General features: G+C 32.8%; 22 protein-coding genes. 13 read left to right on the top strand and 9 right to left on the bottom strand.

What is annotated here, in order from left to right; translation table 11 throughout:
• Positions 1 to 85: 85 nt before the first annotated feature.
• From LL966_RS00425 to LL966_RS00410, 4 genes are all read right to left on the bottom strand, one after another.
• Positions 86 to 856, bottom strand: coding sequence for a 3'-5' exonuclease (locus tag LL966_RS00425; protein WP_229349133.1), 771 nt, complete (start codon positions 854 to 856; stop codon positions 86 to 88).
• Between the two features lie 218 nt (positions 857 to 1,074).
• On the bottom strand, positions 1,075 to 2,433 hold the full coding sequence (locus tag LL966_RS00420; RefSeq protein ID WP_229349132.1) for a dihydrolipoamide acetyltransferase family protein: 1,359 nt from the start codon (positions 2,431 to 2,433) through the stop codon (positions 1,075 to 1,077).
• Between the two features lie 84 nt (positions 2,434 to 2,517).
• Positions 2,518 to 3,681 carry a glycosyltransferase family 2 protein gene (locus tag LL966_RS00415; RefSeq protein WP_229349130.1) on the bottom strand — a complete coding sequence of 388 codons (1,164 nt, stop codon included), beginning with the start codon at positions 3,679 to 3,681 and terminating at the stop codon, positions 2,518 to 2,520.
• Positions 3,682 to 3,713: 32 nt separating this feature from the next.
• Positions 3,714 to 4,898 carry a BamA/TamA family outer membrane protein gene (locus tag LL966_RS00410; protein WP_229349128.1) on the bottom strand — a complete coding sequence of 395 codons (1,185 nt, stop codon included), beginning with the start codon at positions 4,896 to 4,898 and terminating at the stop codon, positions 3,714 to 3,716.
• Positions 4,899 to 5,043: 145 nt separating this feature from the next.
• Here LL966_RS00410 and LL966_RS00405 point away from each other — a divergent pair, with 145 nt between their 5' ends.
• The gene (locus LL966_RS00405; protein WP_229349126.1) at positions 5,044 to 5,604 is read left to right on the top strand and encodes a hypothetical protein; all 561 of its coding nucleotides are present in this window, start codon (positions 5,044 to 5,046) and stop codon (positions 5,602 to 5,604) included.
• Positions 5,605 to 5,817: 213 nt separating this feature from the next.
• On the opposite strand, the gene LL966_RS00400 is transcribed toward LL966_RS00405, so the two are convergent.
• Positions 5,818 to 7,008 (bottom strand): DUF5009 domain-containing protein, encoded by a 1,191-nt coding sequence (locus LL966_RS00400; protein WP_229349124.1) that lies wholly within the window; start codon positions 7,006 to 7,008, stop codon positions 5,818 to 5,820.
• A gap of 111 nt (positions 7,009 to 7,119) precedes the next feature.
• Between LL966_RS00400 and LL966_RS00395 the strand changes: the two genes are divergently transcribed.
• Positions 7,120 to 7,857, top strand: coding sequence for a tyrosine-protein phosphatase (locus tag LL966_RS00395; RefSeq protein ID WP_229349122.1), 738 nt, complete (start codon positions 7,120 to 7,122; stop codon positions 7,855 to 7,857).
• A gap of 6 nt (positions 7,858 to 7,863) precedes the next feature.
• Here the strand turns inward: LL966_RS00395 and LL966_RS00390 are convergent, their stop codons facing one another.
• Complete coding sequence (locus LL966_RS00390; protein WP_229349120.1) at positions 7,864 to 9,282, bottom strand: undecaprenyl-phosphate glucose phosphotransferase; 1,419 nt, start codon at positions 9,280 to 9,282, stop codon at positions 7,864 to 7,866.
• A gap of 144 nt (positions 9,283 to 9,426) precedes the next feature.
• Between LL966_RS00390 and LL966_RS00385 the strand changes: the two genes are divergently transcribed.
• The 4 genes from LL966_RS00385 to LL966_RS00370 all read left to right on the top strand — a co-directional run bounded on the left by LL966_RS00385 (position 9,427) and on the right by LL966_RS00370 (position 13,742).
• Entirely contained in the window at positions 9,427 to 10,392 is a 966-nt protein-coding gene (locus tag LL966_RS00385; protein ID WP_229349118.1) for a T9SS C-terminal target domain-containing protein, read from the top strand.
• Positions 10,393 to 10,441: 49 nt separating this feature from the next.
• Positions 10,442 to 12,304 carry an ABC-F family ATP-binding cassette domain-containing protein gene (locus LL966_RS00380; protein WP_229349116.1) on the top strand — a complete coding sequence of 621 codons (1,863 nt, stop codon included), beginning with the start codon at positions 10,442 to 10,444 and terminating at the stop codon, positions 12,302 to 12,304.
• Positions 12,305 to 12,444: 140 nt separating this feature from the next.
• Complete coding sequence (locus LL966_RS00375) at positions 12,445 to 12,918, top strand: FKBP-type peptidyl-prolyl cis-trans isomerase (protein ID WP_229349114.1); 474 nt, start codon at positions 12,445 to 12,447, stop codon at positions 12,916 to 12,918.
• A gap of 20 nt (positions 12,919 to 12,938) precedes the next feature.
• Positions 12,939 to 13,742, top strand: coding sequence for an O-methyltransferase (locus LL966_RS00370; protein WP_229349112.1), 804 nt, complete (start codon positions 12,939 to 12,941; stop codon positions 13,740 to 13,742).
• Between the two features lie 55 nt (positions 13,743 to 13,797).
• Here the strand turns inward: LL966_RS00370 and LL966_RS00365 are convergent, their stop codons facing one another.
• Complete coding sequence (locus LL966_RS00365) at positions 13,798 to 14,457, bottom strand: DUF6565 domain-containing protein (protein ID WP_229349110.1); 660 nt, start codon at positions 14,455 to 14,457, stop codon at positions 13,798 to 13,800.
• Between the two features lie 288 nt (positions 14,458 to 14,745).
• Here LL966_RS00365 and LL966_RS00360 point away from each other — a divergent pair, with 288 nt between their 5' ends.
• The 4 genes from LL966_RS00360 to secA all read left to right on the top strand — a co-directional run bounded on the left by LL966_RS00360 (position 14,746) and on the right by secA (position 20,053).
• Positions 14,746 to 15,432: an ABC transporter ATP-binding protein gene (locus tag LL966_RS00360; RefSeq protein ID WP_229349108.1), complete on the top strand. Its 687-nt coding sequence runs from the start codon at positions 14,746 to 14,748 to the stop codon at positions 15,430 to 15,432.
• Between the two features lie 136 nt (positions 15,433 to 15,568).
• On the top strand, positions 15,569 to 16,138 hold the full coding sequence (locus LL966_RS00355; RefSeq protein ID WP_229349106.1) for a cob(I)yrinic acid a,c-diamide adenosyltransferase: 570 nt from the start codon (positions 15,569 to 15,571) through the stop codon (positions 16,136 to 16,138).
• Positions 16,139 to 16,399: 261 nt separating this feature from the next.
• Positions 16,400 to 16,621, top strand: coding sequence for a DUF2795 domain-containing protein (locus tag LL966_RS00350; RefSeq protein ID WP_007138072.1), 222 nt, complete (start codon positions 16,400 to 16,402; stop codon positions 16,619 to 16,621).
• Between the two features lie 87 nt (positions 16,622 to 16,708).
• Positions 16,709 to 20,053 carry a preprotein translocase subunit SecA gene (secA, locus tag LL966_RS00345; protein ID WP_229349104.1) on the top strand — a complete coding sequence of 1,115 codons (3,345 nt, stop codon included), beginning with the start codon at positions 16,709 to 16,711 and terminating at the stop codon, positions 20,051 to 20,053.
• Positions 20,054 to 20,195: 142 nt separating this feature from the next.
• Here the strand turns inward: secA and LL966_RS00340 are convergent, their stop codons facing one another.
• Complete coding sequence (locus tag LL966_RS00340) at positions 20,196 to 20,861, bottom strand: TrmH family RNA methyltransferase (protein WP_229349102.1); 666 nt, start codon at positions 20,859 to 20,861, stop codon at positions 20,196 to 20,198.
• The gene (locus LL966_RS00335; protein ID WP_229349100.1) at positions 20,854 to 21,489 is read right to left on the bottom strand and encodes a hypothetical protein; all 636 of its coding nucleotides are present in this window, start codon (positions 21,487 to 21,489) and stop codon (positions 20,854 to 20,856) included. Before LL966_RS00335 ends, LL966_RS00340 begins: the two co-directional genes overlap by 8 nt.
• Positions 21,490 to 21,584: 95 nt before the next feature.
• On the opposite strand from LL966_RS00335, the gene LL966_RS00330 reads away from it, so the two are divergent.
• The 3 genes from LL966_RS00330 to LL966_RS00320 all read left to right on the top strand — a co-directional run bounded on the left by LL966_RS00330 (position 21,585) and on the right by LL966_RS00320 (position 26,246).
• Entirely contained in the window at positions 21,585 to 22,274 is a 690-nt protein-coding gene (locus tag LL966_RS00330; protein ID WP_229349098.1) for an SIR2 family NAD-dependent protein deacylase, read from the top strand.
• Between the two features lie 207 nt (positions 22,275 to 22,481).
• The gene (gene purB / locus LL966_RS00325; protein WP_229349096.1) at positions 22,482 to 23,828 is read left to right on the top strand and encodes an adenylosuccinate lyase; all 1,347 of its coding nucleotides are present in this window, start codon (positions 22,482 to 22,484) and stop codon (positions 23,826 to 23,828) included.
• A gap of 180 nt (positions 23,829 to 24,008) precedes the next feature.
• Positions 24,009 to 26,246, top strand: coding sequence for a cation:proton antiporter domain-containing protein (locus LL966_RS00320; protein ID WP_229350865.1), 2,238 nt, complete (start codon positions 24,009 to 24,011; stop codon positions 26,244 to 26,246).
• Positions 26,247 to 26,293: the final 47 nt, after the last annotated feature.

The following is a 26,293-nucleotide window of genomic DNA, read 5'->3' as shown; positions in this document are numbered from 1 at the left end:
ATAGTTACTAAGGCACTAAGGATCTAAGTTGCTAAGAAACTAAGAAAAAAAACTCAGAACCTTAGAAACTTAGTCCCTTAGCACCTTATTTCGTATTTAATTTTCTTAACTTAATTGCTGTCAAAACTTTTTTGGTATACAAAGGGAAATCAGCATTTTGAATCCAGCTGAAATAGCCAGGTTCTGATTCTAAAACTTTTTCCACTTTAGCTCCCTTATGTTTTCCAAATGTAAAAATTTCTTCGTCATCTTTATCGAAAGCGATCATTCCTGCAAAATCTGCTATTTTTTTACGGGTTGTAAATTCAGACAGCGACTTCATATCGTTTTCCAGTTCAGGATAACGATCTAATTGTGCTTTTAGAATTTCGTAAGTTGCCATGGTATCTGCTTCAGCCGAATGTGCATTTTCAAGACTTTTTCCGCAGTAAAATTTCAAAGCCGCACTCAAAGTACGTTCTTCCATTTTATGGAAAATAGTTTGCACATCTACAGAAACTTTATTTTTCATATCAAAATCAACTCCAGCACGAAGCAATTCTTCTGCTAAAAGCGGGATATCAAAACGATCTGAATTAAATCCGCCCAAATCACTATCTTTAATCATGTTGTGAATTTGCGACGCAAGTTCTGCAAAGGCTGGTTCATTTGCTACTTTTTCATCGGTGATACCGTGAACAGCAGTGGTTTGCGGAGGAATTGGGATTGTTGGATTAACCAACCAGGTTTTACTTTCTTTGTTTCCGTTAGGAAAAACTTTGAATATTGAAATTTCTACGATTCTATCTTTACCGATATCAATTCCCGTTGTTTCGAGATCAAAAAAGCAAATTGGTTTGTTAAGTTTTAATTCCATTTCTAATTTTTATAAGTTTACAAATGTAATTTTTAAAGCCGAATATCCTCCTTTATTCTTATTTTTTTTGTCTAAAAATGCTTTCAAATTCGTGAATTTAACATTTACAAAACAAGCCTTAAACAAGTTTACTATACGAATCTTACTTTTTCTTACAAAACAAAAAATCCGACAAGTTTAAAACTTATCGGATTTGAATTTATTTCTATGTTTAAATTTTAGAAATCTCTATCTACATCAAAAGCTTCTAAATATTCTGCTACTCTTTTCACAAAACTTCCTCCTAATGCACCGTCTACTACTCTATGATCATAAGAGTGAGATAAGAACATTTTCTGGCGAATACCAATAAAATCACCTTCAGGAGTTTCAATAACCGCAGGAACTTTACGAATTGCACCAAGCGCTAAAATACCCACTTGCGGCTGATTGATAATCGGGGTTCCGAAAACGCTTCCAAAGGTACCAACATTTGTTACCGTGTAAGTTCCGCCTTGAGTATCGTCTGGTTTCAATTTTCCAGCTTTAGCACGGTTTCCTAAATCGTTAACCGCTTTTGCCATTCCAACCAAATTCAACTGATCTGCATTTTTAATTACAGGAACAATTAAATTTCCGTTTGGCAAAGCTGCAGCCATTCCTAAATTGATGTTTTTCTTTTTGATGATATAATCACCATCAACAGAAATATTCATTCCAGGGAAGTCTTTTAAAGCTTTTGCTACTGCTTCCATCATAATTGGAGTAAAAGTCAATTTCTCGCCTTCTCTTTTCTCAAAAGCTGTTTTTACTTTATCTCTCCATTTTACAATATTAGTCACATCAACTTCGATGAAAGACTGAACATGAGCAGAAGTCTGAACTGAAGCCGTCATGTAACCAGAAATCAGTTTACGCATTCTGTCCATTTCGACGATTTCGTCTCCTCCATTTACAGAAACCGGAACTGCCTGCTGGCTTTTTTGAACAACTGGCTCAACCACTTTTGGAGCTTCAGCAACAGGTTTTGGAGCTTCTTCAACCGCTTTTGGAGTTTGAACAACACCAGATTTACGATCTTCTATATATTTTAAAATATCTTCTTTTGTTACTCGGCCGTCTTTTCCTGAACCATTTAAATTTTCCAATTCACTTAAAGATACACCTTCTTCTTTGGCAATATTTTTAACTAATGGAGAAAAGAATTTATCTGATCCCGAAGTTTCGGGAGAGAAATGTTGAGATACAGCAACCGTTTCTTTTACTTCTTCAATTGATTTTTCAATTTCAGCAGCTTCAGCAGGAACAGCAGCTTCTTCAACTGCATTTACAGCTTCTGGCGTTGTAGTTTCTCCGCCTTCAGTTTCAATAATGGCGATAGTCTGCCCTACTTGTACCAAATCATCTTTACCAAACAATTGCTCAACTAAAATTCCTGATACTTCACTAGGCACTTCACTGTCAACTTTGTCTGTTGCAATTTCGAGTACAGCTTCATCAGCTTCAATTTTGTCTCCAACCTCTTTCAACCAATTAGTAATGGTTGCTTCAGCGACGCTTTCTCCCATTTTCGGAAGCTTTAATTCAAATCTTGCCATATTGTTAATCTAAAAGATGTTTTTGATTTTCAGATTGCGAAATTACTGAATATTTTAAACATAAATTACATTTAATATAATTTTTTACTCAATTTTTATAATTTGCCCTCTGTCATTTCTAGAATTGCTTCCAATAATAAAACGGGCTTTTTTGGGTAAAATTTTAAAAGTAATACTCTTATCTCTAAGAGTTTCTATGATTTCGATACATTTTTTAAACGAAATGTATTGATTATCCAAAATGATTTCGACCTTTTTCTCCTTAAAAATCAGGCACGAATTTACCATTTTTTCTTTTTTGAATTCTAAAAAACCAACTTTATTTTCCAAAATCGAAGCCAGTTTTTTAGTGAAATTCTCATTTTGGGAGTAGAAAATATAACTTTCTGGCAATGGCCTATCTTTTGGTTTTCCTTGAAACATTTTTGCAAATGAAAATAGAAAAGCACCTATTTGAATAAAAATACTAAAAAACCATGATTTTTTGAAATGTTTTTGATAAAAGAAATTCATCGATTCTTGAAAACGCTTCATGTACTTTTCATCTTTCACCGTACTTTCTCCTTTATAATGCAGAACTGTAGTTTCATGAAAATAATAATTTATTTTCTGCAAAAGCAAAGCGCGATACGACAAATCAATATCATCTGCATACATAAAACAATCTTCATCAAAACCATTTAATTGTTCGTAAACTTTGCTTTCTAAAAACATGAATGCTCCAACCAGAATCTCAACTTTGCCAGTTTCATCTTCATCTAAATGTTGTGCATAATATTGATTAAAAAGACTAGTTTTCGGAAATATTTTATAAAGACTAAAAACCTTTGTAAAGGCAACCCAAGGTGTTGGAATTCCTCTTTTACTTTCGGGAAGAAAATCTCCTGTTCCGTCAATCAATTTACAGCCAATAATTCCGAGATTATTCTGCCTTTCGGCGAAAGCCAGAATTTTAGTAAATGTATCTTCTGCAACAACGGTATCGGGATTTAAAATACAAACGTACTTCCCTTTCGCTTGACGAAAACCAATATTATTGCCTTTTGGAAAACCAAAATTTTCTTCGTTTTGAATCAATTTGACATCTGGAAACTTTTCTTTTATCATCAAAACACTTTCGTCTGATGAATTATTGTCTACTACAATAATTTCTGCATCTATTGTTATGATTGCTTCCTGAACACTTAAAACGCATTGTTCCAGAAAATAACGCACATTATAATTGAGAATAATAACCGATAACTGCATGAATAATTGCTCTTGTAGATTTTGGCTGAAAGTTAGAAATTTTCTGATAACCCTAAACGCAATGACCAATCGTTTTTACTAATTCCGTAATCGAGCGCCAAATTACTGCCGTTTCGTTTATTCCATTTTATACGAATTCCGGTTCCAACAGCTGGATTCCATTTTTTAAATTGGTAGGTATCCAATTTAGAAACTGATGAAATATTGGTAAAAAACACAGCCCCCAAGAAACCATTTTGAGTAATATCTGTTCGATATTCCGTTTCAAAATAAATAAGAGCATTGCTTCTATATCTATTTTTAGTAAATCCGCGTCCCGTTTTTCCTTCTCGATCCCAACCAATGCTTGGCAGATCTAAATAATGTGGTTTTCCTCCGAAAGTAGACCAATAAAAAGCTCTTGAAGCCCAAACTCTATGTTTTGTTTTACTGAAAGAATGGTATTTTCTTGCATCTATATATAAGGACCGCCATTTATCATTTTCTACTCCGCTAGTATTAATGCGCAAATCGGCTTCAATATATAATCCTTGTTCTGGATTAATGATATTTTCCCGAGAATCATACAAACCCTGAATTGCTAATCCGAAAGAAGTTTCGTCTGTATAATCTCCATTCATATATTGATAATAGTCGGTTTCCTGATCTATATAAGATTCCTCAGAAATATTTTGATAATTATCAAAAAGAAATCCCATTCCTAAACGATAATTACCAACAATTTTCCTTGTAACAAATTGGTAGAATCGCCATTGCTGATAATCAAGTGTAGACATTTTATCTTTAGAATCATGTTCGCCCAAACCATAAGTATCCTGAGGATATATCATATAGCGATAATCGCCAGTAAAATTCCATTTGTTCTCGCTTGTATAAATATAAGACTGAACAGGAAAAACGTATTGTTTAGTAAAACTAAAATAAGGCGAAAAAGTAACCTGAGACATTTTAGTCTTTTCATGATTTTCGCCTAAATAAAAAGTAGTTAAAAAGGAAACGACCAAACCTGTACTAGAGTTGACATCGACAGGAACCGGGAGCAATGAGAATGCCAACTTTTTTTGATTGTCTTTTTTGATTGTGTCGTTTTTATAAAAAATTTTATGAATGACATCTAATATATCTCTATTTCCCATAGTTAAGCTATCGTTCTGAGCATAACAAAACGAGCTTATCAGTAAAAAAAGGAAGATCTGCAGATTTTTTAAACTATTCATTTACAATATTTTAAAAAACATATCTTACAAATTTAAAATTTTAATTAAGAATTATACACAAAATTATTCGTGAATAAAAAAGAATTGAAAATGAGGCAAAAAAGTTACATTTGAGTTTCTAATTATCGGATTTAAAAAGAGTTTTATGCGTCAATTATTATACGGCTTTTTGTTTCTTTTCCTGTTTACTTTTTCAGCTAAAGCTCAGAATAAACCAATAGATATCGTGAAATCTAACAAATGGTTTATTGCAGGGCCTTCAAAAGAAAGTGAGGAAACAATAAATACCATTCGCTTAAAAAGAGGAATAATTACAGTAACAGCAAAAGACAATCCGAAAGGAGAAATTGAGCTGAATGTTATGATTACTGCATCGGAAAGCAATGACGGAGTTCCGACAAATCTACCAAGTGAATCAAAATTTGTCGAAATTACGTATCAATCTTCTCAAATTATAAAATTGCAAGCGAGAGAAGGAAATTCAGAAGGAACTGGCTGCGTGCATGGAGGCTCACATCCGAGAGTTACTCTGCCGGCTTCTCCAAACAAATTTAAAACTATAAAAATTCCTTGGACCCATTTTAAACAGGATGAACTTCCAAATGGAAAACTTTTGAATATTCACAATCTATGCAAATTCAACTTTGTGAATTATAATCCTGTTTCTGGTTCTGTATTGAAGATAAAGTCGGTTATTATAAATTGATCGAGAATATAATTTTAAATTTTAACGTAAAGCTCGCTAAGATTTTTCGCAAAGAACACAAAGCTACATTAAGTGAGTTTTACAAACTGTAAGTTCCCAAAGCTTTGTTTTGATTAGGCTTTGTGAGCTTTTTATATTTTTCTCAAAAAAAAACTTTGCGCGCTTTGCGAAAATCCTTTTTGCACTTTGCGTTAAAAATCATCCCAACAAAAACTACAAATGCAACTGAATCCTGTATTTGTTCATTATTCTCATTACGTAAAGCATAATTGTTGAAAAAACTAAAGACCATATAATTCCTGGAAGTCCTTCTGAAAAGAATGCTGGTAAAATATAAACATGGAATGTTTTAGAGAAATAGTAAATAACGCCTGGCAAAATATAAATCAATAACGGATTTGCTGCCGCTGGCATAAAAAACTCACTCCATTTGGTTTGTTTTTTAACTTCCATAATCCAATATAAAAAGTAAAATAATATAGTACAGATTCCTGCAGACAACATAGTCCAAGACGGAGTTCCTTGTATTTTTGAAATTCCAAACAAAGGTCTTAACGAAAAACCTACTACAAAAAATAATAGTATAAAAGCGATAACTGGCCAATTGATTTTATTCTCTATTTTTCGATCAAAAAAGAGTAGCGAGATTACAATACCAGCAGAAACAAGTGCAGCATGAGTAAGATGTCCTGCAATAAAACTCAACCAGGAAGTATTTTGAACAAATGAATTTTCAGTCAAGTTTAGAGAATTCATCACGACGCAGAAAACTAAAAAACCGATCATTGCCCATAAATTTCCAGAAACCAGCCAATAATAAACAACTGTAAATAGATACGCCCAACCGATTAAACCCAGAATTCCCCACCATTTTGGAGTCATTCCTATTTCTCCTGTATCTCGAATGTATAAAAAATAAAGCCCAATCAGAACTAAGATCCCTCCATATTGAAGCAGATTTTTTAACCAAACCGAAAAATCTTTAGGATATTTGTTCCAAATAAGAATTGGCATTAAGTAAGCCAAAAGTCCCCAGAATGCTGGTGTAATCAACATTTTAGCAGAATCATAACCATATTCGGCATTTACCATAAAAACACCAATAATAATCAGTGCAAAAGCTCTTTTTAAAGTGTGCGTCCAAATTGTTTTGGCACTGTCACCTTTTATCAATCTAGCATTAAAAGCAAACGGAACAGACATTCCAACAATAAATAAAAAAGCAGGAAAAACTAAATCAACAAAAGTCATTCCATCTGCATCTGCCGGCATATGTTTCATCCATTCTGGAACAGAATTAACACTCGATAATTCGTTTACGAAAATCATTACAAAAATGGTAATTCCACGCAAGGCATCAATAGAAATAATTCTTTGATTAAACAAATTCTCTTTTATTTTCATAATTTTTTACACTTTTACTAAAAATCAAATATAACATAATTCTAAAACGACTAATTGAAAATTCTACATTAATTTTGTAATCTATAAAATTGATTTGTAAAGTTTTTCCCCATGTTATCTTTTTTTAAATCCAAACCTATATTAAAGGATCTATTAGACGGGAGTTTTGTAGATATCCATTCTCACTTATTGCCTGGAATTGACGACGGAGCTCAAACTATTTCAAATTCTATAGCTCTTGCTTCGTCTTTAGAAAAAATAGGCGTTTCTCAACTTATTACGACCCCTCACATCAATCATTATATTTGGAATAATTCTCCGGAAAGCATAAAATCCAAACTTCAAGAAACTCAAAATGCGTTCGTAGAAAAGAATATTCAATTACCGCTTCAGTCTGCTGCTGAATATTTTATGGACGATTGGTTTGCGAATCATCTTAAAGAAGAAAAATTGCTAACCTTAAAAGACAATTATGTTTTGATTGAAATGTCTTATTTGAATGTACCTTTAACGTTATATAAAACTATTTTCGATTTACAAGTTGCCGGTTACGTACCTGTTTTGGCGCATCCTGAACGCTATACTTTTTTTCATAAAAAATTTGATGAATACAAGAAACTTAAAGATGCAGGATGTCTTTTTCAATTAAATTTGCTCGCTACTGTAGAGTACTACGGATCAAAAATTGCTAAGACAGCCGACGAACTTTTAAAGAAAGGAATGTATGATTTTTGCGGAACTGATGTTCATCATAAAAACCACATCAGAGCATTTGATCAAAAAGTAAAAATTGAGAGTATTGAAAATCTAAAAGAAATTATCACTAATAATCAGTTTTTTAAATTCTAAAATTGATTAATATGCGTTCTCTTCTCCTTTAAGAATATTGATTACAGTTTTTATGACAATTTTTATATCAAGCAAAAAACTCCAGTTTTCGATATACCATATATCATATTCTACTCTATTTTCCATATCACTTAAAACTTTCGTTTCTCCTCTATAACCATTTACCTGCGCCCAGCCCGTAATTCCGGGTTTAGCATATTGACGAACTAAATAATTGCTAATTAGGTCACTATATTCTTTGGCAAGATTGACCATGTGCGGCCTTGGTCCAACTACTGACATATCGCCCCAAAAAACATTGAAAAATTGAGGTAGTTCATCTATACTGGTTTTACGAATAAATGCTCCAAATTTAGTAATTCTCCTATCTCCTTTTTCGGCTTGCTTATTGTCTGCCAAAACATTGACATGCATACTTCTAAATTTCAAACACATAAAAGAACGATTATCTCTTCCTGCTCTTTCTTGTTTAAAAAAAATAGGCCCTGGAGATTCTAATTTTATGATAATCATTATTATAGGAAAAAGCCAAGGAAAAACAAACAATATAACCAGACCTGAAAAACAAATATCAAAAACCTTTTTCAGAACCCTGTTTGAAGCGTACTCCATTGGTTCTGTTCGGAACATTAATACAGGTATATTTTCATAAAAAGTTACCTCGACTTTACTGGCTTTTGTATAGAGCTGAAAATCTGGAATAAATTTAATACGAATCATATTCTGTTCGCAGATTTCAATCAATTCATTTATTACTTCAATATTATCAATATGCAAAGCAACATACATTTCATCTATCTTCTTGTCTATTGCAAACTTTTTTACATTTTCAAATGAACCTACAATCAATTTAGGATCAACAAATGTCTGACTTTGTTTTTCATCAAAAAAACCTAAAAATTTATAGCCATAAGTCAAATCTTTAGCCAATACTTTACGGATTTTTTCACCGGTTTCGTTGGCACCGACAATAATAAAGGTTTTAAAATTATATCCTTTGCTTCGAATATATTTTAGAAGTTTCATTGATAAATACCTTGTAATCATCAACAATCCAAAAAAGATCAAATAAAAATATACCATTCGAAGTCTCGAAATATCGGCATATTTCAAATAAACAACTGATATAGAAATTATAGCGGCATGAAAAGAAATCTTTTTTATTGTTCTCCATAAAATAGATTCAATCGGTTCAACACGAATACTCCTGTTGGAGTCGTTCTGAAGCAATAAAGCAATCCATACAAAAATTGCCAAAAGCGAAATAGTCTGCTCTTCTTTTGTCAGTAATTTATCTAAACTCCCAAATCTTGCCAATGAAGAAAGTACCGTTGCCAAATTGAGCAATATTACGTCGACTATAACAAACAATAGCTTGAAGTAACGTGAGATTCGGTAATGCGACAGTTTTTGTAAAATCTTCATTATAGGTTTAACTTTATTCTAAAGAATAGAAAACAATGGTATTTTAGTGCTGCAAAGTAACATTTAAATTATATTTTTTAATACATATTTTATTCTATTATTTAAAACTTTACTTTTAAGGTATGCAAATTTAATATTGCAATCATGCTAAAAATTATTTTCTTCTTTCTTACAATAAGCACAGCGGCTTACGCACAAATTTCGGGATGCACAGATCCTAAAGCCGACAATTACAATTCCGAAGCTACTTTAAATAACGGAAGTTGCAGTTATAAAAATTTAAAGCTGAAACCTGAATATTCCATTCGCTTAAGCGATTCTATAAAAGAAACTTCTGGAATAATTGCTTTTCAAAATTTATTATGGACACATAATGACGACCATGACCAAACGATTTACGGATTGGATTCCTTGGGAAAAATTAAAAGAAAAATTATTCTTAGCACCATAACAAACAACGATTGGGAAGAGATCACACAAGACAATACGCATATTTACATTGGTGATTTTGGCAATAATTACGCTGGAAACCGATCTGATCTTAAAATATTTAAAATCGAAAAAAAATCATTTTTAGAAGGAAATCCAAAAATAGAAACGATTTCTTTTTCTTATGCTGATCAAAAAGATTTTTCTGCTTCAAAACCCAATAAAACCGATTTTGACTGTGAAGCTTTTATTGTTTTTGAAGACAGTATTTATCTCTTTACAAAACAATGGAAATCTTCTAAAACAGCCATTTACGTTTTACCCAATCAATCAGGAACTCAAATCGCTTCCTTAAAATCTACTTTAGACACAAAAGGTTTAGTTACTGGAGCGACTTTTTTGGAAGAAAAAAAATTGATTACTCTGTGCGGCTATACCAAAGTCGGAAAACCTTTTCTCTACCTCCTATATGATTTTAAAAATGATGATTTTTTATCTGGAAATAAAAGGCGAATTGATTTAAAACTTCCTTTTCACCAAATTGAAGGTATCGCAACTAAAGACGGACTTCATTATTTTTTAACCAATGAAGCCTTGGTTCGAAAACCAGTTATTAATATTTCACAACAGATTCATTACTTAGATTTAAGTGATGCACTTGACTCGTACCTCCATAAATAATTCGCAAATAGTGAGATAATAGTTTACTTTTGCAAAAAATTTTATTCTTGTGAATTATCTATCTGTAGAAAATATATCGAAGTCATTTGGAGAAAGAGTCCTTTTTGACAACATTTCTTTTGGAATCAACAAAGACCAAAAAATCGCTTTTATAGCTAAAAACGGTTCTGGAAAAACAACTATTATGAGTATCATTAATGGTTTGGACGAACCCGATACTGGACAAGTTGTTTTAAGAAAAGGAATTAGAATGGCGTTTCTTTCGCAAGATAACAATCTGCAGGATGAACTTACGATTGAAGAAAGTATTTTCGCTTCAGATAATGAAACGCTAAAAATCATTGAAGCATACGAAAAAGCACTCGAAAATCCTGATGATGAAGAAGCATATCAAAAAGCTTTTGACGGAATGGATCAGCATAATGCATGGGATTTTGAAACGCAATACAAACAGATTTTATTCAAATTGAAACTGGAAGATTTTAAACTTAAAGTAAAAAATCTTTCAGGAGGTCAAAAAAAGCGTCTTTCATTGGCTATTATATTAATCAACAGACCTGATTTATTGATTTTGGATGAGCCAACCAACCACTTAGATCTTGAAATGATCGAATGGCTGGAAAGTTACTTTGCCAAAGAAAACATCACTTTATTTATGGTAACGCACGACCGTTTCTTTTTGGAGCGTGTCTGTAACGAAATCATTGAATTGGACAATGGAAAGCTATACCAATATAAAGGAAACTATTCTTATTACTTAGAGAAAAAAGAAGAACGAATTACTTCTGAAAACTCTAGTATTGACAAAGCTAAAAATCTTTTTGTAAAAGAATTAGAATGGATGCGCCGCCAGCCAAAAGCGAGAACAACCAAATCTAAATCGCGTCAGGATGATTTTTATGTAATTAAAGAAAAAGCACAAAGCCGCCGAAAAGAAAATAAAGTGGAACTTGAAATTAATATGGAAAGAATGGGGAGCAAAATTATTGAGCTTCATAAACTTTCTAAAAAATTCAAGGATAAAGTTATTCTGGATAATTTTAGTTTCGATTTTCAGCGTGGCGAAAGAATAGGAATTATTGGTAAAAACGGAACTGGAAAATCGACTTTCTTAAATCTTTTGACAGGAACAATTCCGCCAGACAACGGACGAGTTGTGAAAGGAGATACCATTAAAATTGGATATTACACACAATCTGGAATTAACCCAAAACCGGGACAGCGTGTTATTGACATTATTAAGGAATACGGAGAATATATTCCGTTGGCAAAAGGAAAAATTATCTCGGCTTCGCAATTGTTAGAGCGTTTTCTTTTTGATGCAAAAAAACAATATGATTATGTCGAAAAATTGAGTGGTGGAGAATTAAAACGTTTATATTTATGTACGGTTTTAATCCAAAATCCAAACTTTTTGATTCTCGATGAGCCAACAAACGACTTAGATATTGTAACGCTTAACGTTCTAGAGAGTTTTCTTTTAGATTATCCTGGCTGTTTATTGGTAGTTTCGCACGACCGTTATTTCATGGATAAAATTGTGGATCATTTATTTGTTTTTAGAGGACAAGGCGAAATTGAAAATTTCCCAGGAAACTATTCTGATTTCCGTGCTTATGAAGACAGCGCCGATGTTGCTCAAAAAGAAGAAAACAAAGCAGAAAAGAAAGACTGGAAACAAAATAATCCAACAGGAAATCTAAGCTTCAACGAGCAAAAAGAATATCAGAAAATTGAAAGAGAAATAAAAGATCTAGAAATCGAAAAAACTAAAATCGAACAATTGTTCTCTGACGGAAAAGTAGCTGATGCTGATATTGAGAAAAAAGCGAATGAACTGCAAAACATCATAAAAAAAATCGACGCAAAAGAAGAACGCTGGTTCGAGCTTTCTGCAAAGATTGAAGGGTAAATTTGTCACACAGAGATTCACAAAGAAATCTCAGAGCTACACAAAGCTTTTTGTGAATCTTTGAGTCTACTTTGTGAATCTTTGCGAAACATAAAATCATTTTTTACTATATTCGGAGCATTAAAAAACAAAATACCACAATGAAAAAATTATTAGTCGCATTATTTAGTTTAACGTTATTTGTTTCATGCGTAAGTTCAGATAAAGATTCATCTTCTGAACCGGCAAAAGATTACAAAGAACAAAATGAACAAGAAATCAAAGATTATATTGCTAAAAACAATTTAACGGCACAACGATCAGCTTCTGGCTTATACTACATTATTAATGAGCCTGGAACTGGCAAACAACCAACCGCTACATCATCTGTTACAGTTGCTTACACGGGTTCTTTCACAAGCGGAAAAACTTTCGATCAAAGCACTAGCGCTGGAATCACCTTTCCTTTAAATCAAGTTATACAAGGATGGACAGAAGGAATTCCGTTATTTAAAGAAGGCGGCAGCGGAACACTTTTGATTCCTGCTCATTTAGGATACGGAAGTTATGACAGAGGAGGAATTCCTGCAGGTTCTGTACTTATTTTTGACGTAAAATTGATTAAAGTAAATTAATCTCTCATTGCAAATTTCTAATGCTTTTTCAAATAAAATCTTATCTAAAATTCCTTTGGAATTCTAAAAATGAACATGCCGTTCATTCGCCTTTTGTTTTTAATTTATTAACGAAATGTTTTTATGATAAGAAAAGAAAACCTGAATATCGCATTCTGGAAAATTACAGAAAGTCACTTTTAAAGAATAAAAATTTCATTGAAGTAACCGATTTTGGCGCAGGTTCTAAAGTTTTCAAATCAAACCGAAGACAGATTTCCAAAATCGCGCAAACAGCAGGAATTTCGTCAAAACGGGCAGAATTATTGTTTCGTGTAACGAATTATTTTCAGCCAGAAACCATTTTAGAAATCGGAACATCTTTAGGATTAGCCACTTCTGCTTTGGCTTTAGGATCCCGAAGCCTCGGGACGAAAGCGAAAGTGATCACGCTTGAAGGCTGTCCGAATACTGCAGGAATTGCAAAAAATCAATTAAATGAATTTGATTGTAAAAATGTAGAGAATATAATTTCAGAATTTGAATCTTTTTTAATTGCTGAAAATCTATCCCGAGACTTCGGGACTAAAATCTACGATCTAATATATTTCGATGGTAATCATTCTAAGAAAGCAACTTTAGCTTATTTTGAGCTTTTACTATCAACCATTAACAACGATTCAGTTTGGATTTTCGATGATATTCATTGGTCAGAAGAAATGGAAGAAGCTTGGGAAAACATTAAAAATCATCCAAAGGTAAAAGTCACAATCGATACTTTTCAATGGGGATTTGTATTCTTTAGACGAGAACAGGAAAAAGAGCATTTTATAATAAGAGCATAAAAAAAAGACAATCATTTCTGATTGTCTTTTTTTATACTAATTCAAAATTTTAAGCTTATTTTTTAGCTTCTTTATTTTCTTCTGCTTTTGCTCCCATTCTGTTTACAGTATACATTGGTGCAAATTTAATTTTCAATCCAGCAATTTTTCTATTGTCTTCAGAAGTTAAACCTTCTTTTTCAACAGTATTTTTACGGCTGTCAAGCGCTTCATACAATACTTTAATTTCATCCCAGTCTTCTCTAGTATATTTATCTTTATTATTTTCTACTGTATGAACAAACTGTTGGTAAACACTATGAATATTTTGAGCATTTACCCAAGCAAAGCTCATATCATCTCCAATTTTCCCTTCACCAAATAAGGCATTTCTTAATTGTTGTTTAGGACTTGGAGCCGGTGGGGCAAGAAGGGTGGTCATTTCATTTTTAAAATCTTCGTACTTCGCTTTACTCGTATTTATTTTTTCTGTTTGAGAAGCATTATCTTTAATATCTGCCAAAGCTAAACTAGCTTCTGCAGATCTTCTATCATATTCTGCTTCTACAGCTTGCCAATTTTCTTTTAAATCTTCAGCTTTTACATTTTTAACCGAATCGACGTAGGTTACATAAGAATCAATTGTTCGCTGTGCTTTTTCTTGTTTTTCATCTTTACATGATGTGAAGCTTAACGCTAATAATGCAATTCCTGTAGCTATTTTGATATTTCTCATAATTTTGTTTGTTTAATTAATAATATCAAATTTAGTCAAATCACAATGCCTAAAATTACATTATTACCATATTTTAACAATTAAAAATGTATTAAAACTATAAAAACATTTAAATAATGAGAATTATACAACACGAATCAAAAATAGTATAACATTCTTTAAAATAAATTATGCACATCTATAGAGTAACAATAAAAATTGCCAATTGTAACAAAAACCAAATATCAGCTACTTATCCATTTTATTGAAAAGTGTTTTGTACTTTTAAATCCAAAATTGTAAAGCAAAATGGCCGAACCATTAATTAAAATAACCGACATTAAACGAGATTTTGTTCTAGGAAATGAAATTGTATATGTTTTAAAAGGAATTAATCTAGAAATAAAAAAAGGCGAATATGTCGCTTTAATGGGTCCTTCTGGATCTGGAAAATCTACTTTAATGAATTTATTAGGCTGTTTAGACACTCCTACTTCTGGACATTATGTTTTAAACGGAAAAGACGTCAGTCAAATGAAAGACGACGAATTAGCCGAAATTAGGAACAAAGAGATTGGTTTCGTTTTTCAAACCTTTAATCTTTTACCAAGAACAACCGCTTTAGACAACGTAGCGCTTCCTATGATTTATGCCGGTTATGGAAAATCGGATCGTATAGCACGTGCAACAGAAGTGCTGAAACAAGTAAATCTTGCTGATAGAATGGATCACCAGCCGAATCAGCTTTCTGGAGGACAACGTCAGCGTGTTGCAGTTGCAAGAGCTTTAGTGAATAAACCTTCGATTATTTTGGCCGATGAACCTACAGGAAACTTAGACAGTAAAACTTCTGTAGAAATCATGAAGCTTTTCGGAGATATTCACGCACAAGGAAATACTGTAATTCTAGTAACTCACGAAGAAGATATTGCTGCTTATGCACACCGCGTAATTCGTTTGCGTGATGGTTTAATTGAAAGCGACACGACTAAATAATTTTAGATTTCAAATAGTTTAACCGTTTATTTGGTTAATTGTTTAATCGGAAAAGAAAAGCTAAAATTTAGATAATTCATAAAGAGAGAAACCTTAGCACCTTTAGCACCTCAGAACCTTAGCATCTTTAAAAAAAATGAAAGTATATACCAAAACAGGCGATAAAGGTACAACAGCTCTTTTTGGAGGAACTCGCGTACCTAAAGACCATATAAGAATTGACAGTTATGGAACTGTTGATGAATTGAATTCCTATATCGGATTAATCCGTGACCAGGAAATTGATTCTCATTACAAAACGATTTTAATAGAAATTCAAGACCGTCTATTTACTGTTGGTGCCATTTTGGCAACTCCACAGGAAAAAGAAGTTTTAAAAAATGGAAAACTTCGGTTAGAAAATTTAGGCATAATTGATTCGGATATTGAATTATTAGAAAACGAAATAGATAAAATGGAAGAAAGTCTTCCTCAAATGACTCATTTTGTTTTGCCAGGTGGTCATCCAACCGTGTCACATTGTCATATAGCCCGTTGTATTTGCCGTCGCGCCGAGCGTTTAGCTGTACATTTAAGCCATAATGAACACGTTCCTGAAATTGCAATTATGTACTTAAACCGACTTTCTGACTACCTTTTTGTCTTGGCACGGAAGTTGTCGTTTGACTTAAAAGCGGAGGAAGTGAAATGGATTCCGAGGAAGTAAAATTTCTTAAAAATTCCAAATTTTGTAAATCCCAAATTCCAAATAAAAAATTAAATTCTTTCGAATTTTTAAAGTGAAATAAAGTTCTAAAAATTGGGATTTTGAATTTAAACATTGAGATTTCAAATATCTTTTTTGGGATTTGGAATTTAAATTTTGGAATTTAACAAGAGACGTTCTTAAATTTTATTAAAATAAATCAAAATTTACTTGTCTTTTTCAGTAAAAAATTTATTTTTGCACAAACTAAACAGATAACAGATGTATTGGACATTAGAATTAGCATCTTATTTAAGTGATGCGCCATGGCCTGCTAACAAAGACGAACTTATTGACTACGCTATTAGAGCTGGTGCTCCATTAGAAGTAGTGGAAAACCTTCAGTCAATCGAAGATGAAGGCGAGATATATGAATCAATGGAAGAAATTTGGCCAGATTATCCAACAGACGAAGATTATCTTTGGAATGAGGATGAATATTAAAAAAATAAACCAAAGGAAAAAGTCTCATCACAGAGACTTTTTTTTTGGTTCAAATACATATTAAATAATAAAGAAATACAATAAATCATGAGTTTCATAAACAGTATTATTAAAGTCTTTGTAGGTGATAAATCACAGAAAGATGTCAAAGCTTTACAACCTTACTTAAATAAAATTAAAACATTCGAAGCTCCCTTAATGAGTCTATCTAACGACGAGTTAAGAGGCAGAACTGTTTATTTTAAAGATAGAATAAAAGAAGCTAGAGCTGATAAAGATGCTAAAATTGCTTCGCTTAAAGCGGAAGTAGAAAACATCGAAGACATCGACAAAAGAGAAGATCTTTATGATGCTATTGATGCTCTTGAAAAAGAAGCTTACGAGATTTCAGAAAAAACTTTGTTGGAAATTCTTCCAGAAGCATTTTCTGTTGTCAAAGAAACGGCTCGTCGTTTTAAAGAAAACTCACATATCGAAGTTACTTCAACTCCAAGAGACCGCGAATTCTCTGCAACAAAACCATATATTACTATTGATGGCGAAAAGTCTATTTGGGCTAACAAATGGAATGCTGCCGGAAAAGACATCACTTGGGACATGATTCACTACGATGTTCAATTAATTGGTGGTATGGTTTTGCATGAAGGTAAAGTTGCCGAAATGCAAACGGGTGAAGGTAAAACTTTGGTTGCTACTCTTCCACTTTACTTAAACGCTTTGACTGGAAATGGAGTTCACTTGGTAACAGTGAATGACTACTTGGCAAAACGTGATAGTACATGGAAAGCACCTTTATTCGAATTCCACGGTTTATCTGTTGATTGTATCGACAATCACCAGCCAAGTACAGAACAAAGAAAGAAAGCTTACGATGCTGATATCACTTACGGAACCAACAACGAATTTGGTTTTGACTATTTAAGAGATAACATGGCGCACTCGCCTAGCGATTTAGTGCAGAGAAAACACAATTATGCGATTGTCGACGAGGTCGATTCTGTATTAATTGATGACGCTAGAACACCGCTTATTATTTCAGGACCAGTTCCGCAAGGAGATCGTCATGAATTTAACGAATTGAAACCAAAAATTGAAAACTTAGTTGCTCAACAACGTCAGTTAGCAAATGGTTTCTTAGCAGAAGCTAAAAAATTAATCAAAGAAGGAAATACTAAAGAAGGTGGTTTCTTATTATTAAGAGCTTACAGATCTTTACCTAAAAATAAAGCATTAATTAAATTTTTAAGTGAAGAAGGAATTAAACAATTGCTTCAAAAAACTGAAAATCAATACATGCAAGACAACAATCGCGAAATGCATAAAGTGGATGAAGCTTTATATTTTGTGATTGAAGAAAAAAACAATCAAGTAGAATTGACAGATAATGGTATTAAATACCTTTCTGGAGATACTGATGCTGATTTCTTCGTGTTACCAGACATTGGAACAGAAATCGCTGCGATTGAAAAACAAAAATTAGACAAAGACGCTGAAGCAGAAGCTAAAGAAAGATTGTTCCAAGATTTTGGAGTAAAAAGCGAGCGTATTCACACACTTACTCAACTTTTAAAAGCATACGCTTTATTCGAAAAAGATGTAGAATATGTGATCATGGACAACAAAATTATGATTGTCGATGAGCAAACAGGTCGTATCATGGACGGACGTCGTTATTCTGACGGTCTTCACCAAGCGATCGAAGCGAAAGAAAACGTAAAAATCGAAGCTGCTACACAAACTTTTGCTACAGTTACATTACAGAATTATTTCAGAATGTACAGCAAATTAGGTGGTATGACAGGTACAGCGGTTACAGAAGCTGGAGAGTTATGGCAGATTTATAAATTGGATGTTGTTGAAATTCCAACAAACCGTGGAATTGCAAGAATTGACAAAGAAGATTATATCTACAAAACAACTCGTGAAAAATTCAACGCTGTTATTGAAGACGTTACTGAATTATCACAAGCTGGAAGACCAGTATTGATTGGAACAACTTCTGTAGAGATTTCAGAATTATTAAGCCGTATGCTTAAAATGAGAGGAATCACTCATAACGTATTGAATGCTAAAATGCACAAGCAAGAGGCTCAAATCGTTGAAGAAGCTGGTAAAGCTGGAGTTGTAACTATTGCAACAAACATGGCTGGTCGTGGTACCGATATTAAATTATCTCCAGAAGTAAAAGCTGCGGGAGGTTTAGCAATCGTGGGTACAGAGCGTCATGATTCTCGTCGTGTAGACAGACAGTTACGTGGTCGTTCTGGTCGTCAGGGAGATCCAGGAAGTTCTCAATTCTATGTTTCTCTTGAAGATAACTTAATGCGTTTATTCGGTTCTGAAAGAGTTGCAAAAGTAATGGACAGAATGGGATTGAAGGAAGGTGAAGTTATTCAGCATTCTATGATGACTAAATCTATCGAACGTGCTCAGAAAAAAGTAGAAGAAAATAACTTTGGTGTTCGTAAACGTTTATTAGAATATGATGACGTAATGAACTCTCAACGTGAAGTAGTTTACAAACGTCGTCGTCACGCATTATTTGGTGAGCGTTTGAAACTAGATATTGCTAATATGCTTTATGATACTTGTGAGGTAATTGTAGGCAACAGCAAAGTAACAAATGACTTTAAAGGTTTTGAATTTGATTTAATTCGTTATTTCGGAATTACATCTCCAATTTCAGAGTCAGATTTTACAAAATTATCTGATATCGAAGTTACTGGAAAAGTTTACAAAGAAGCTTTGGCTTTCTATACAGAAAAAACAGAAAGAAGCGCAAGAGAAGCTTTCCCAATTATTAAAGGAGTTTACGAAGAGCCAAACAATCATTTTGAAAGAATTGTAGTTCCATTTACAGACGGAATCAAAACTTTGAATGTGGTTACCGACTTGAAAAAAGCTTATGATAGCGAAGGCGCTCAATTAATTGCTGATTTCGAGAAGAACATCACACTTTCTATTGTTGATGAAGCTTGGAAAAAACACTTACGTAAAATGGACGAATTGAAACAATCTGTTCAATTGGCAGTTCACGAACAAAAAGATCCATTGCTTATTTACAAATTAGAAGCTTTCAACTTGTTTAGAGGAATGTTAGACAACGTTAACAAAGAAGTTATTTCATTCTTATTCAAAGGTGATTTACCAGCTCAAGAAACTCCTGAAATTCACGAAGCAAGAGAAGTAGCTCGTCCAAAAGAAAATTTACAATTAAGTAAAGACGAAATTCCAAACAGCGAAAGCATCAACCGTGAAGCTGGAGAAACACAACAGCGTCAGGTAACGGAAACTATTGTAAGAGATATGCCAAAAATCAATAGAAACGATACTGTTACAGTTCAAGAAGTTGCTACTGGTAAAACAGAAAATATGAAATTCAAAAAAGCAGAAAGCCTTATTGCAGATGGAACTTGGGTTCTTGTTAAATAATCTTTAGCTGATAGTTTTAAAGCAAAACTAATATTTCAAAATTATAAAACCCGACAGTTTAAATTGTCGGGTTTTTATTTTTTTAACTTTCTCGATTCCAATTTTCTATCCCAATACTAAGACTGTAATCTGTGACTGAAAACTAATTTCTGGGATTATCCTGATAATATCTTTCTTCTATTCTTTTAATATCTTTTATAGAATTTTTCGCCCATAGCAAACGTTTTACTAAAATTTCTTCATCAGATAATTTCCAATTAATATCAGATCGACGAAGTCTGTTGGTCAAACTTTGAATAATAATGGCTGCAGAAACTGAAATATTCAAACTTTCTGTAAAACCAACCATTGGAATTTTTAGAAATCCATCGGCATTATCCATAATTTCTTTAGACAAACCTTCTTTCTCCGTTCCAAAGAAAAGTGCACTCGGTTTAGTAATATCGAAATCTTCTAACATACAATCCTTTTCATGCGGTGTTGTAGCAATAATTTGATAACCTTTACTTTTTAAATCAGAAAGACAGCCCGAAACGGAATCAAATCGATTAATATCAACCCATTTCTGTGCGCCAAGAGCAATTTCTTTATCAATACGTTTTCCAAAACGTTGTTCAATTACATTCAATTCCTGAATTCCGAAAACTTCACAACTTCGCATTACAGCACTTGTATTGTGCATTTGAAAAACGTCTTCTACTGCAACAGTAAAATGTTTAGTTCTATTTTCTAATACTTTTAAAAAATTACTTTTTCTATTTTCTGTTAATATGTTTTCTAAGAATGCGAGGTAATCTAAATCAATCATTTTTAATATTTTTATTGGCAATAATGGTAGTAACTACGTTATATAAAACAAATGTATTCCAGTCCTTTTGATAAGAATAACCGCGATTAAAATCTAATGGATTTTCTTTTGAATAGACAGAAACGTAAGTTGTGTATTTTCTAATTCCAACATCATTCCATGAAATTAGCTTTTCTTCCTGTTTTAGAAGTTTCGAAACAGCAATAATTATACCTTCCGGATTAATATTTACTTCTCCAATTAAAAAAGATTTACCTTCTTTAAAATCTTCAATAAATGCCATTGTTTTTTCTTTAAAATACAAATCCCAAACTGAAGTGATTATTTCAGAATAAAGTTCATGAACTTTAAGCTTTTTAATTCCAAAATAACTTGTAAACTTTATTTTTAAAATATCGTCATCAAAATTTTTAATACAAACTTGATATTCTCTTCCAAAAACCAAACGATATTGATATAAAGTAACACCATATCGAAATTCTTTTATTTCATTGGTTTTAAAAGAAGTAAAGCCATTATTTCTTAAATCCTTATCTTCAAATCGAATAAAATCAGGATGCAGATGTAATTCTCTTTTATAATTATCCAAGAAACTTCTTTTAATCTTTAATCTAAGTTCCGTTTTCACATCAATTAAATTTAGTTTGCGAAAATAACTATTTCATTTGAAAAATTTCTCATTTCGTTATCTTTGAATGAGAATCAAAAAATTCCATATAAAAAATGAAAAAGAAACTTGTAGTCTTAACTGGAGCAGGAATAAGTGCAGAAAGCGGAATTAAAACTTTTCGAGACAGCGATGGCTTATGGGAAGGTCATGATGTTATGGAAGTGGCAACTCCAGAAGGCTGGCATAAAAATCAGGAGCTAGTTTTGGACTTTTACAACAAAAGACGCCAACAATTAAAAGAAGTGAATCCTAATTTGGGTCATATTATTTTAGCCGAATTAGAAAAAGATTTTGACGTTCATATTATAACTCAAAACGTTGACGATCTGCATGAACGCGCAGGAAGTACAAACGTTTTGCATTTACATGGCGAATTACTAAAAGTTAGAAGCACACAAAATAAAAACTTAATTTTAGATTGGACTGAAGATTTATTTACTGGAGATTTTGACGCTAATGGTAATCAACTTCGACCACACATTGTTTGGTTTGGTGAAGAAGTTCCAGCACTCGAAGAAGCAATTGACATTACAGAAACGGCAGATTATTTTGCCGTAATTGGAACTTCGCTGCAAGTTTATCCTGCAGCTGGATTAATTTCCTACACACCAAGCACAACGCAAGTTTTTTATATTGACCCTAAACCAATTGCAATTCCAAATATCAGAAATAAAGTAGAAACGATTGCCAAATTTGCTTCAGAAGGAGTTGCAGATTTGAGAGAGAAATTAAAATCTATTTAAACACATAGTTTATTGAACACAAATTTCACGAATTGACACGAATCTCTTACGTTATCTATTAAGTAGCAAAAAAAAATCCGTGTTAATTCGTGAAATTTGTGTTATGTTCTCTTTTTTCCCTTTTTAAATTTATTCAATTGACTTTCTGATTACTTTAAATCCGCAAATTCTGTTTATATTTGCACCTTTCGAAAAAACAACATAACAATGACTACTCTAAACGAATTGAATGCTATATCGCCAATTGATGGAAGATATAGAAATAAAACTCAAAACTTAGCACCTTTTTTCTCTGAAGAAGCTTTAATAAAATATCGCGTTTTAGTTGAAGTGGAATACTTCATTGCGTTATGCCAAATTCCATTGCCTCAATTACAAGGCATTGATTCTAGTTTGTTTGAAAGCTTGAGAAATATCTACAAAAACTTTTCTACCGAAGATGCACTTTGGATTAAAGAAACAGAAAAAGTAACCAACCATGATGTAAAAGCGGTTGAATATTTCATTAAAGATGCATTTGAAAAATTAGGTCTATCTCAATATAAAGAGTTCATTCACTTCGGATTAACATCTCAAGACATTAACAATACTGCCATTCCGCTTTCTACAAAAGAAGCGTTTGAGCAAGTTTATATGCCGACTTTAATTGCTGTAATTGCAAAATTAAAAGAATTATGCGTTGAATGGAAAGACATTCCGATGTTGGCGCGCACACACGGACAACCAGCCTCTCCTACTCGTTTAGGTAAAGAACTTTTAGTTTTTGTAGAACGTTTAGAAGAGCAGATGCGTTTGTTATTCAATATTCCGTTTGCGGCTAAATTTGGTGGCGCAACAGGAAACTTCAATGCACATCACGTTGCTTACCCACAAATTGATTGGAAACAATTCGGAAATAAATTTGTTGAAACAGACCTTGGATTGAAACACTCTTTTCCAACAACTCAAATTGAGCATTACGATCATTTTGCAGCATTTTTTGATGCTTTAAAAAGAATCAATACTATTGTCATCGATTTAGACCGTGATATCTGGACGTACGTTTCGATGGATTATTTCAAACAAAAAATCAAAGCTGGAGAAATTGGATCTTCTGCAATGCCACATAAAGTAAACCCAATTGATTTTGAAAATTCTGAAGGAAATTTAGGTATTGCAAATGCTATTTTTGAGCATTTATCTGCAAAATTACCAATTTCAAGATTACAACGTGATTTAACTGACAGTACTGTGTTACGTAATGTTGGCGTTCCGTTTGGACATACTATTATTGCATTTGAAGCTACTTTGAAAGGATTAAACAAATTGCTTTTAAACGAAAGCAAGTTTGCTGAAGATTTAGAAAGAAACTGGGCAGTTGTGGCTGAGGCAATTCAGACTATTTTGCGTCGCGAAGCTTATCCAAATCCGTACGAAGCTTTAAAAGGTTTAACCAGAACAAATGAAGCGATTGATAAAAATGCCATTCATAATTTCATTGCAACACTAGAAGTTTCTGATGCTGTTCGTGCAGAATTATTAGCGATAACGCCTAGTAATTACACAGGAATTTAGAAAAAAAACTAAAATATTTTACCAAAAAAAGCTATCTTTATCGAGATAGCTTTTTTTATTTAATTTGGAGTTATTTGCCCAGATTATTTCGTCGTGCTTTATAATTGATATAGAGTTTTGCGAGTTTCATTTAAAATGAAAAAAACTGGATCTGCTCCTAAAACAATACCACTTTTTTATATGATTGCATTAAATGCCGCAGCCGAAAGTACACACCACTTACAACCTCTAATTAGTGATTTGGGATTAATCCTAATGACTGCAGGAATTGCTGTGCTATTATTTAAAAGACTGAAACAGCCCTTGGTTTTAGGTTATCTAATCGCTGGATTTTTAGCTGGAAACCATTTCGATTTTTTCCCTTCTATTACCGACATGAAAAGTGTTGAAGTCTGGGCAGAAATTGGGGTTATATTTTTACTTTTTAGTTTAGGACTCGAATTCAGTTTTAAGAAACTAATGAAAGTTGGAGGAACCTCATCGATCACCGCCATAACCCAGATTTTATTCATGACATTGATTGGATATTGTGTTGGACAATGGATGGGATGGGGAAAAATGGACAGTATTTTTCTCGGAGCAACACTTTCTATTTCGTCAACAACCATTATTATTAGGGCTTTTGATGAATTAGGGGTTAAAGGGAAAAAGTTTGCTGGAATTGTATTTGGGGCTCTCATTGTTGAAGATATTGTGGCTATTTTAATGCTCGTTTTATTATCCACCATTGCTGTAAGTGATCAAGTTTCTGGAACCGAATTATTGCAATCTGTATTAAAATTAGTTTTCTTTTTAATCATTTGGTTTTTGGGTGGAATATTTATTATTCCGACTATTTTTAAAAAGGCAAAACATCTTTTAACAGATGAAATGCTACTCATAATATCATTAGCCTTATGTTTAATGATGGTTATGTTTGCGGCAAACGTTGGGTTTTCTCCTGCATTAGGAGCTTTCATTATGGGATCTATTATTGCTGAAACGACAATGGCCGAAAAAATAGAACATTTAATCCAGCCCGTAAAAGATTTATTTGGCGCTGTTTTCTTTGTATCTGTAGGAATGTTAATTAATCCTGGAACATTGTTTTCCTATGCACTTCCTGTTGCTTTAATAACATTCATAACCATTTTCGGAAAAGCACTCAGTTCTTCATTCGGTGCATTGCTTTCTGGACAGCCGCTAAAACAATCTATTCAAACTGGAATGAGTTTAGCACAAATTGGAGAATTCTCGTTTATTATTGCCACTCTAGGCATGACTTTAAAAGTAACAAGCGATTTCTTGTATCCAATCATTGTAGCTGTTTCTGCTATTACAACATTTACAACTCCATTTTTAATTAAATATTCTGAAACATTTGCTTTGTATTTAGAATCAAAAATGCCTAAAAGATGGGTTAAAAACATCAACAGATATAGTGTCAATGCACAAGCGATTAAATCTGTTAGCACTTGGCAGATTGTACTACGTTCTTCCATAACTCAGATTATTCTTCATACCATAATTATTACTGCCATTATTTTATTGTCATCAAAATTTGTCGCGCCTTTAGTCGCCGATACAAGATTCGGAAATACTTTAGCCGCTTTATTAACTTTAGTCGTTATTGCTCCTTTTTTATGGGCTCTTTCACTAAGACGTGTTAAAGTTGAAGAAGTAGAAATTTTGTGGGAAGAACGAAAATATCGTGGCGCATTATTGATGCTAATTTTAATTAGAATGAGCCTTGGTTTGTTTTTTGTTGGATTTTTATTGAATATTTTCTTCTCGCCATTAGTCGCTTTTATTGCCTTAATAATCGCGATTGGAGCGTATCAAATTTTCCCTAAAAAATTAAATGAGCAATATCATAAAATTGAAAATCATTTTCTAAAAAATCTTAACGATCGCGAAAATAAAAAAATAGATAGAAGATATGCCAATCTAATGCCTTGGGACGGACATATGTCTTTTTTCGAAATTAAAAAAGAGTCTAATTTAGTTGGACAGACATTACAGGAACTTAAGATTCGTGAGCAATTAGGAATTAATATCGCTTACATTAAACGTGGTGAAGTTACTATTCCGATTCCAACCAAAAACGAACGCTTATTTCCTGGAGATGAAATTTGCGTAATTGGTACCGATGCCCAGATTGTTGAATTTACAAAATACCTCAATCAAAACGAAACTGAAGCCCGTGGAAAAGTAGAAGAAACCAACATTGTACTTCGCCAGCTGGAAGTTTCTCAAGAAGAATTTATTCAAAAAAGTATTGGTCAATTTAGAACTAAAACAGACGGAATGGTCGTAGGTATTGAACGAAACGGAAATCGTATTCTAAATCCCGAATCTAGCTTAATTTTAGAGAAAAACGATATTCTCTGGGTTGTAGGAGATAAAAAAAGAATGACTGCTTTGTTGGCGGTTAAATAAGGTTCTGAGAATCTGAGGTACTAAGTGGCTAAGGTTCTAAGATTTTC

The organism is Flavobacterium chungbukense (assembly GCF_020805785.1).
Lineage (GTDB): Bacteria > Bacteroidota > Bacteroidia > Flavobacteriales > Flavobacteriaceae > Flavobacterium > Flavobacterium chungbukense.
Note: the sequence above shows the minus strand (reverse complement) of the source record. Positions and strands in the feature narration are given on the sequence as shown.

Bases quoted from the DNA above. Each gene is read 5' to 3' on its own strand.
- LL966_RS00425 (WP_229349133.1), bottom strand. From the start codon at position 856: ATGGAATTAAAACTTAACAAACCAATTTGCTTTTTTGATCTCGAAACA.
- LL966_RS00420 (WP_229349132.1), bottom strand. From the start codon at position 2,433: ATGGCAAGATTTGAATTAAAGCTTCCGAAAATGGGAGAAAGCGTCGCT.
- LL966_RS00415 (WP_229349130.1), bottom strand. From the start codon at position 3,681: ATGCAGTTATCGGTTATTATTCTCAATTATAATGTGCGTTATTTTCTG.
- LL966_RS00410 (WP_229349128.1), bottom strand. From the start codon at position 4,898: ATGAATAGTTTAAAAAATCTGCAGATCTTCCTTTTTTTACTGATAAGC.
- LL966_RS00405 (WP_229349126.1), top strand. From the start codon at position 5,044: ATGCGTCAATTATTATACGGCTTTTTGTTTCTTTTCCTGTTTACTTTT.
- LL966_RS00400 (WP_229349124.1), bottom strand. From the start codon at position 7,008: ATGAAAATAAAAGAGAATTTGTTTAATCAAAGAATTATTTCTATTGAT.
- LL966_RS00395 (WP_229349122.1), top strand. From the start codon at position 7,120: ATGTTATCTTTTTTTAAATCCAAACCTATATTAAAGGATCTATTAGAC.
- LL966_RS00390 (WP_229349120.1), bottom strand. From the start codon at position 9,282: ATGAAGATTTTACAAAAACTGTCGCATTACCGAATCTCACGTTACTTC.
- LL966_RS00385 (WP_229349118.1), top strand. From the start codon at position 9,427: ATGCTAAAAATTATTTTCTTCTTTCTTACAATAAGCACAGCGGCTTAC.
- LL966_RS00375 (WP_229349114.1), top strand. From the start codon at position 12,445: ATGAAAAAATTATTAGTCGCATTATTTAGTTTAACGTTATTTGTTTCA.
- LL966_RS00370 (WP_229349112.1), top strand. From the start codon at position 12,939: ATGCTTTTTCAAATAAAATCTTATCTAAAATTCCTTTGGAATTCTAAA.
- LL966_RS00365 (WP_229349110.1), bottom strand. From the start codon at position 14,457: ATGAGAAATATCAAAATAGCTACAGGAATTGCATTATTAGCGTTAAGC.
- LL966_RS00360 (WP_229349108.1), top strand. From the start codon at position 14,746: ATGGCCGAACCATTAATTAAAATAACCGACATTAAACGAGATTTTGTT.
- LL966_RS00355 (WP_229349106.1), top strand. From the start codon at position 15,569: ATGAAAGTATATACCAAAACAGGCGATAAAGGTACAACAGCTCTTTTT.
- LL966_RS00350 (WP_007138072.1), top strand. From the start codon at position 16,400: ATGTATTGGACATTAGAATTAGCATCTTATTTAAGTGATGCGCCATGG.
- secA (WP_229349104.1), top strand. From the start codon at position 16,709: ATGAGTTTCATAAACAGTATTATTAAAGTCTTTGTAGGTGATAAATCA.
- LL966_RS00340 (WP_229349102.1), bottom strand. From the start codon at position 20,861: ATGATTGATTTAGATTACCTCGCATTCTTAGAAAACATATTAACAGAA.
- LL966_RS00330 (WP_229349098.1), top strand. From the start codon at position 21,585: ATGAAAAAGAAACTTGTAGTCTTAACTGGAGCAGGAATAAGTGCAGAA.
- purB (WP_229349096.1), top strand. From the start codon at position 22,482: ATGACTACTCTAAACGAATTGAATGCTATATCGCCAATTGATGGAAGA.
- LL966_RS00320 (WP_229350865.1), top strand. From the start codon at position 24,009: ATGATTGCATTAAATGCCGCAGCCGAAAGTACACACCACTTACAACCT.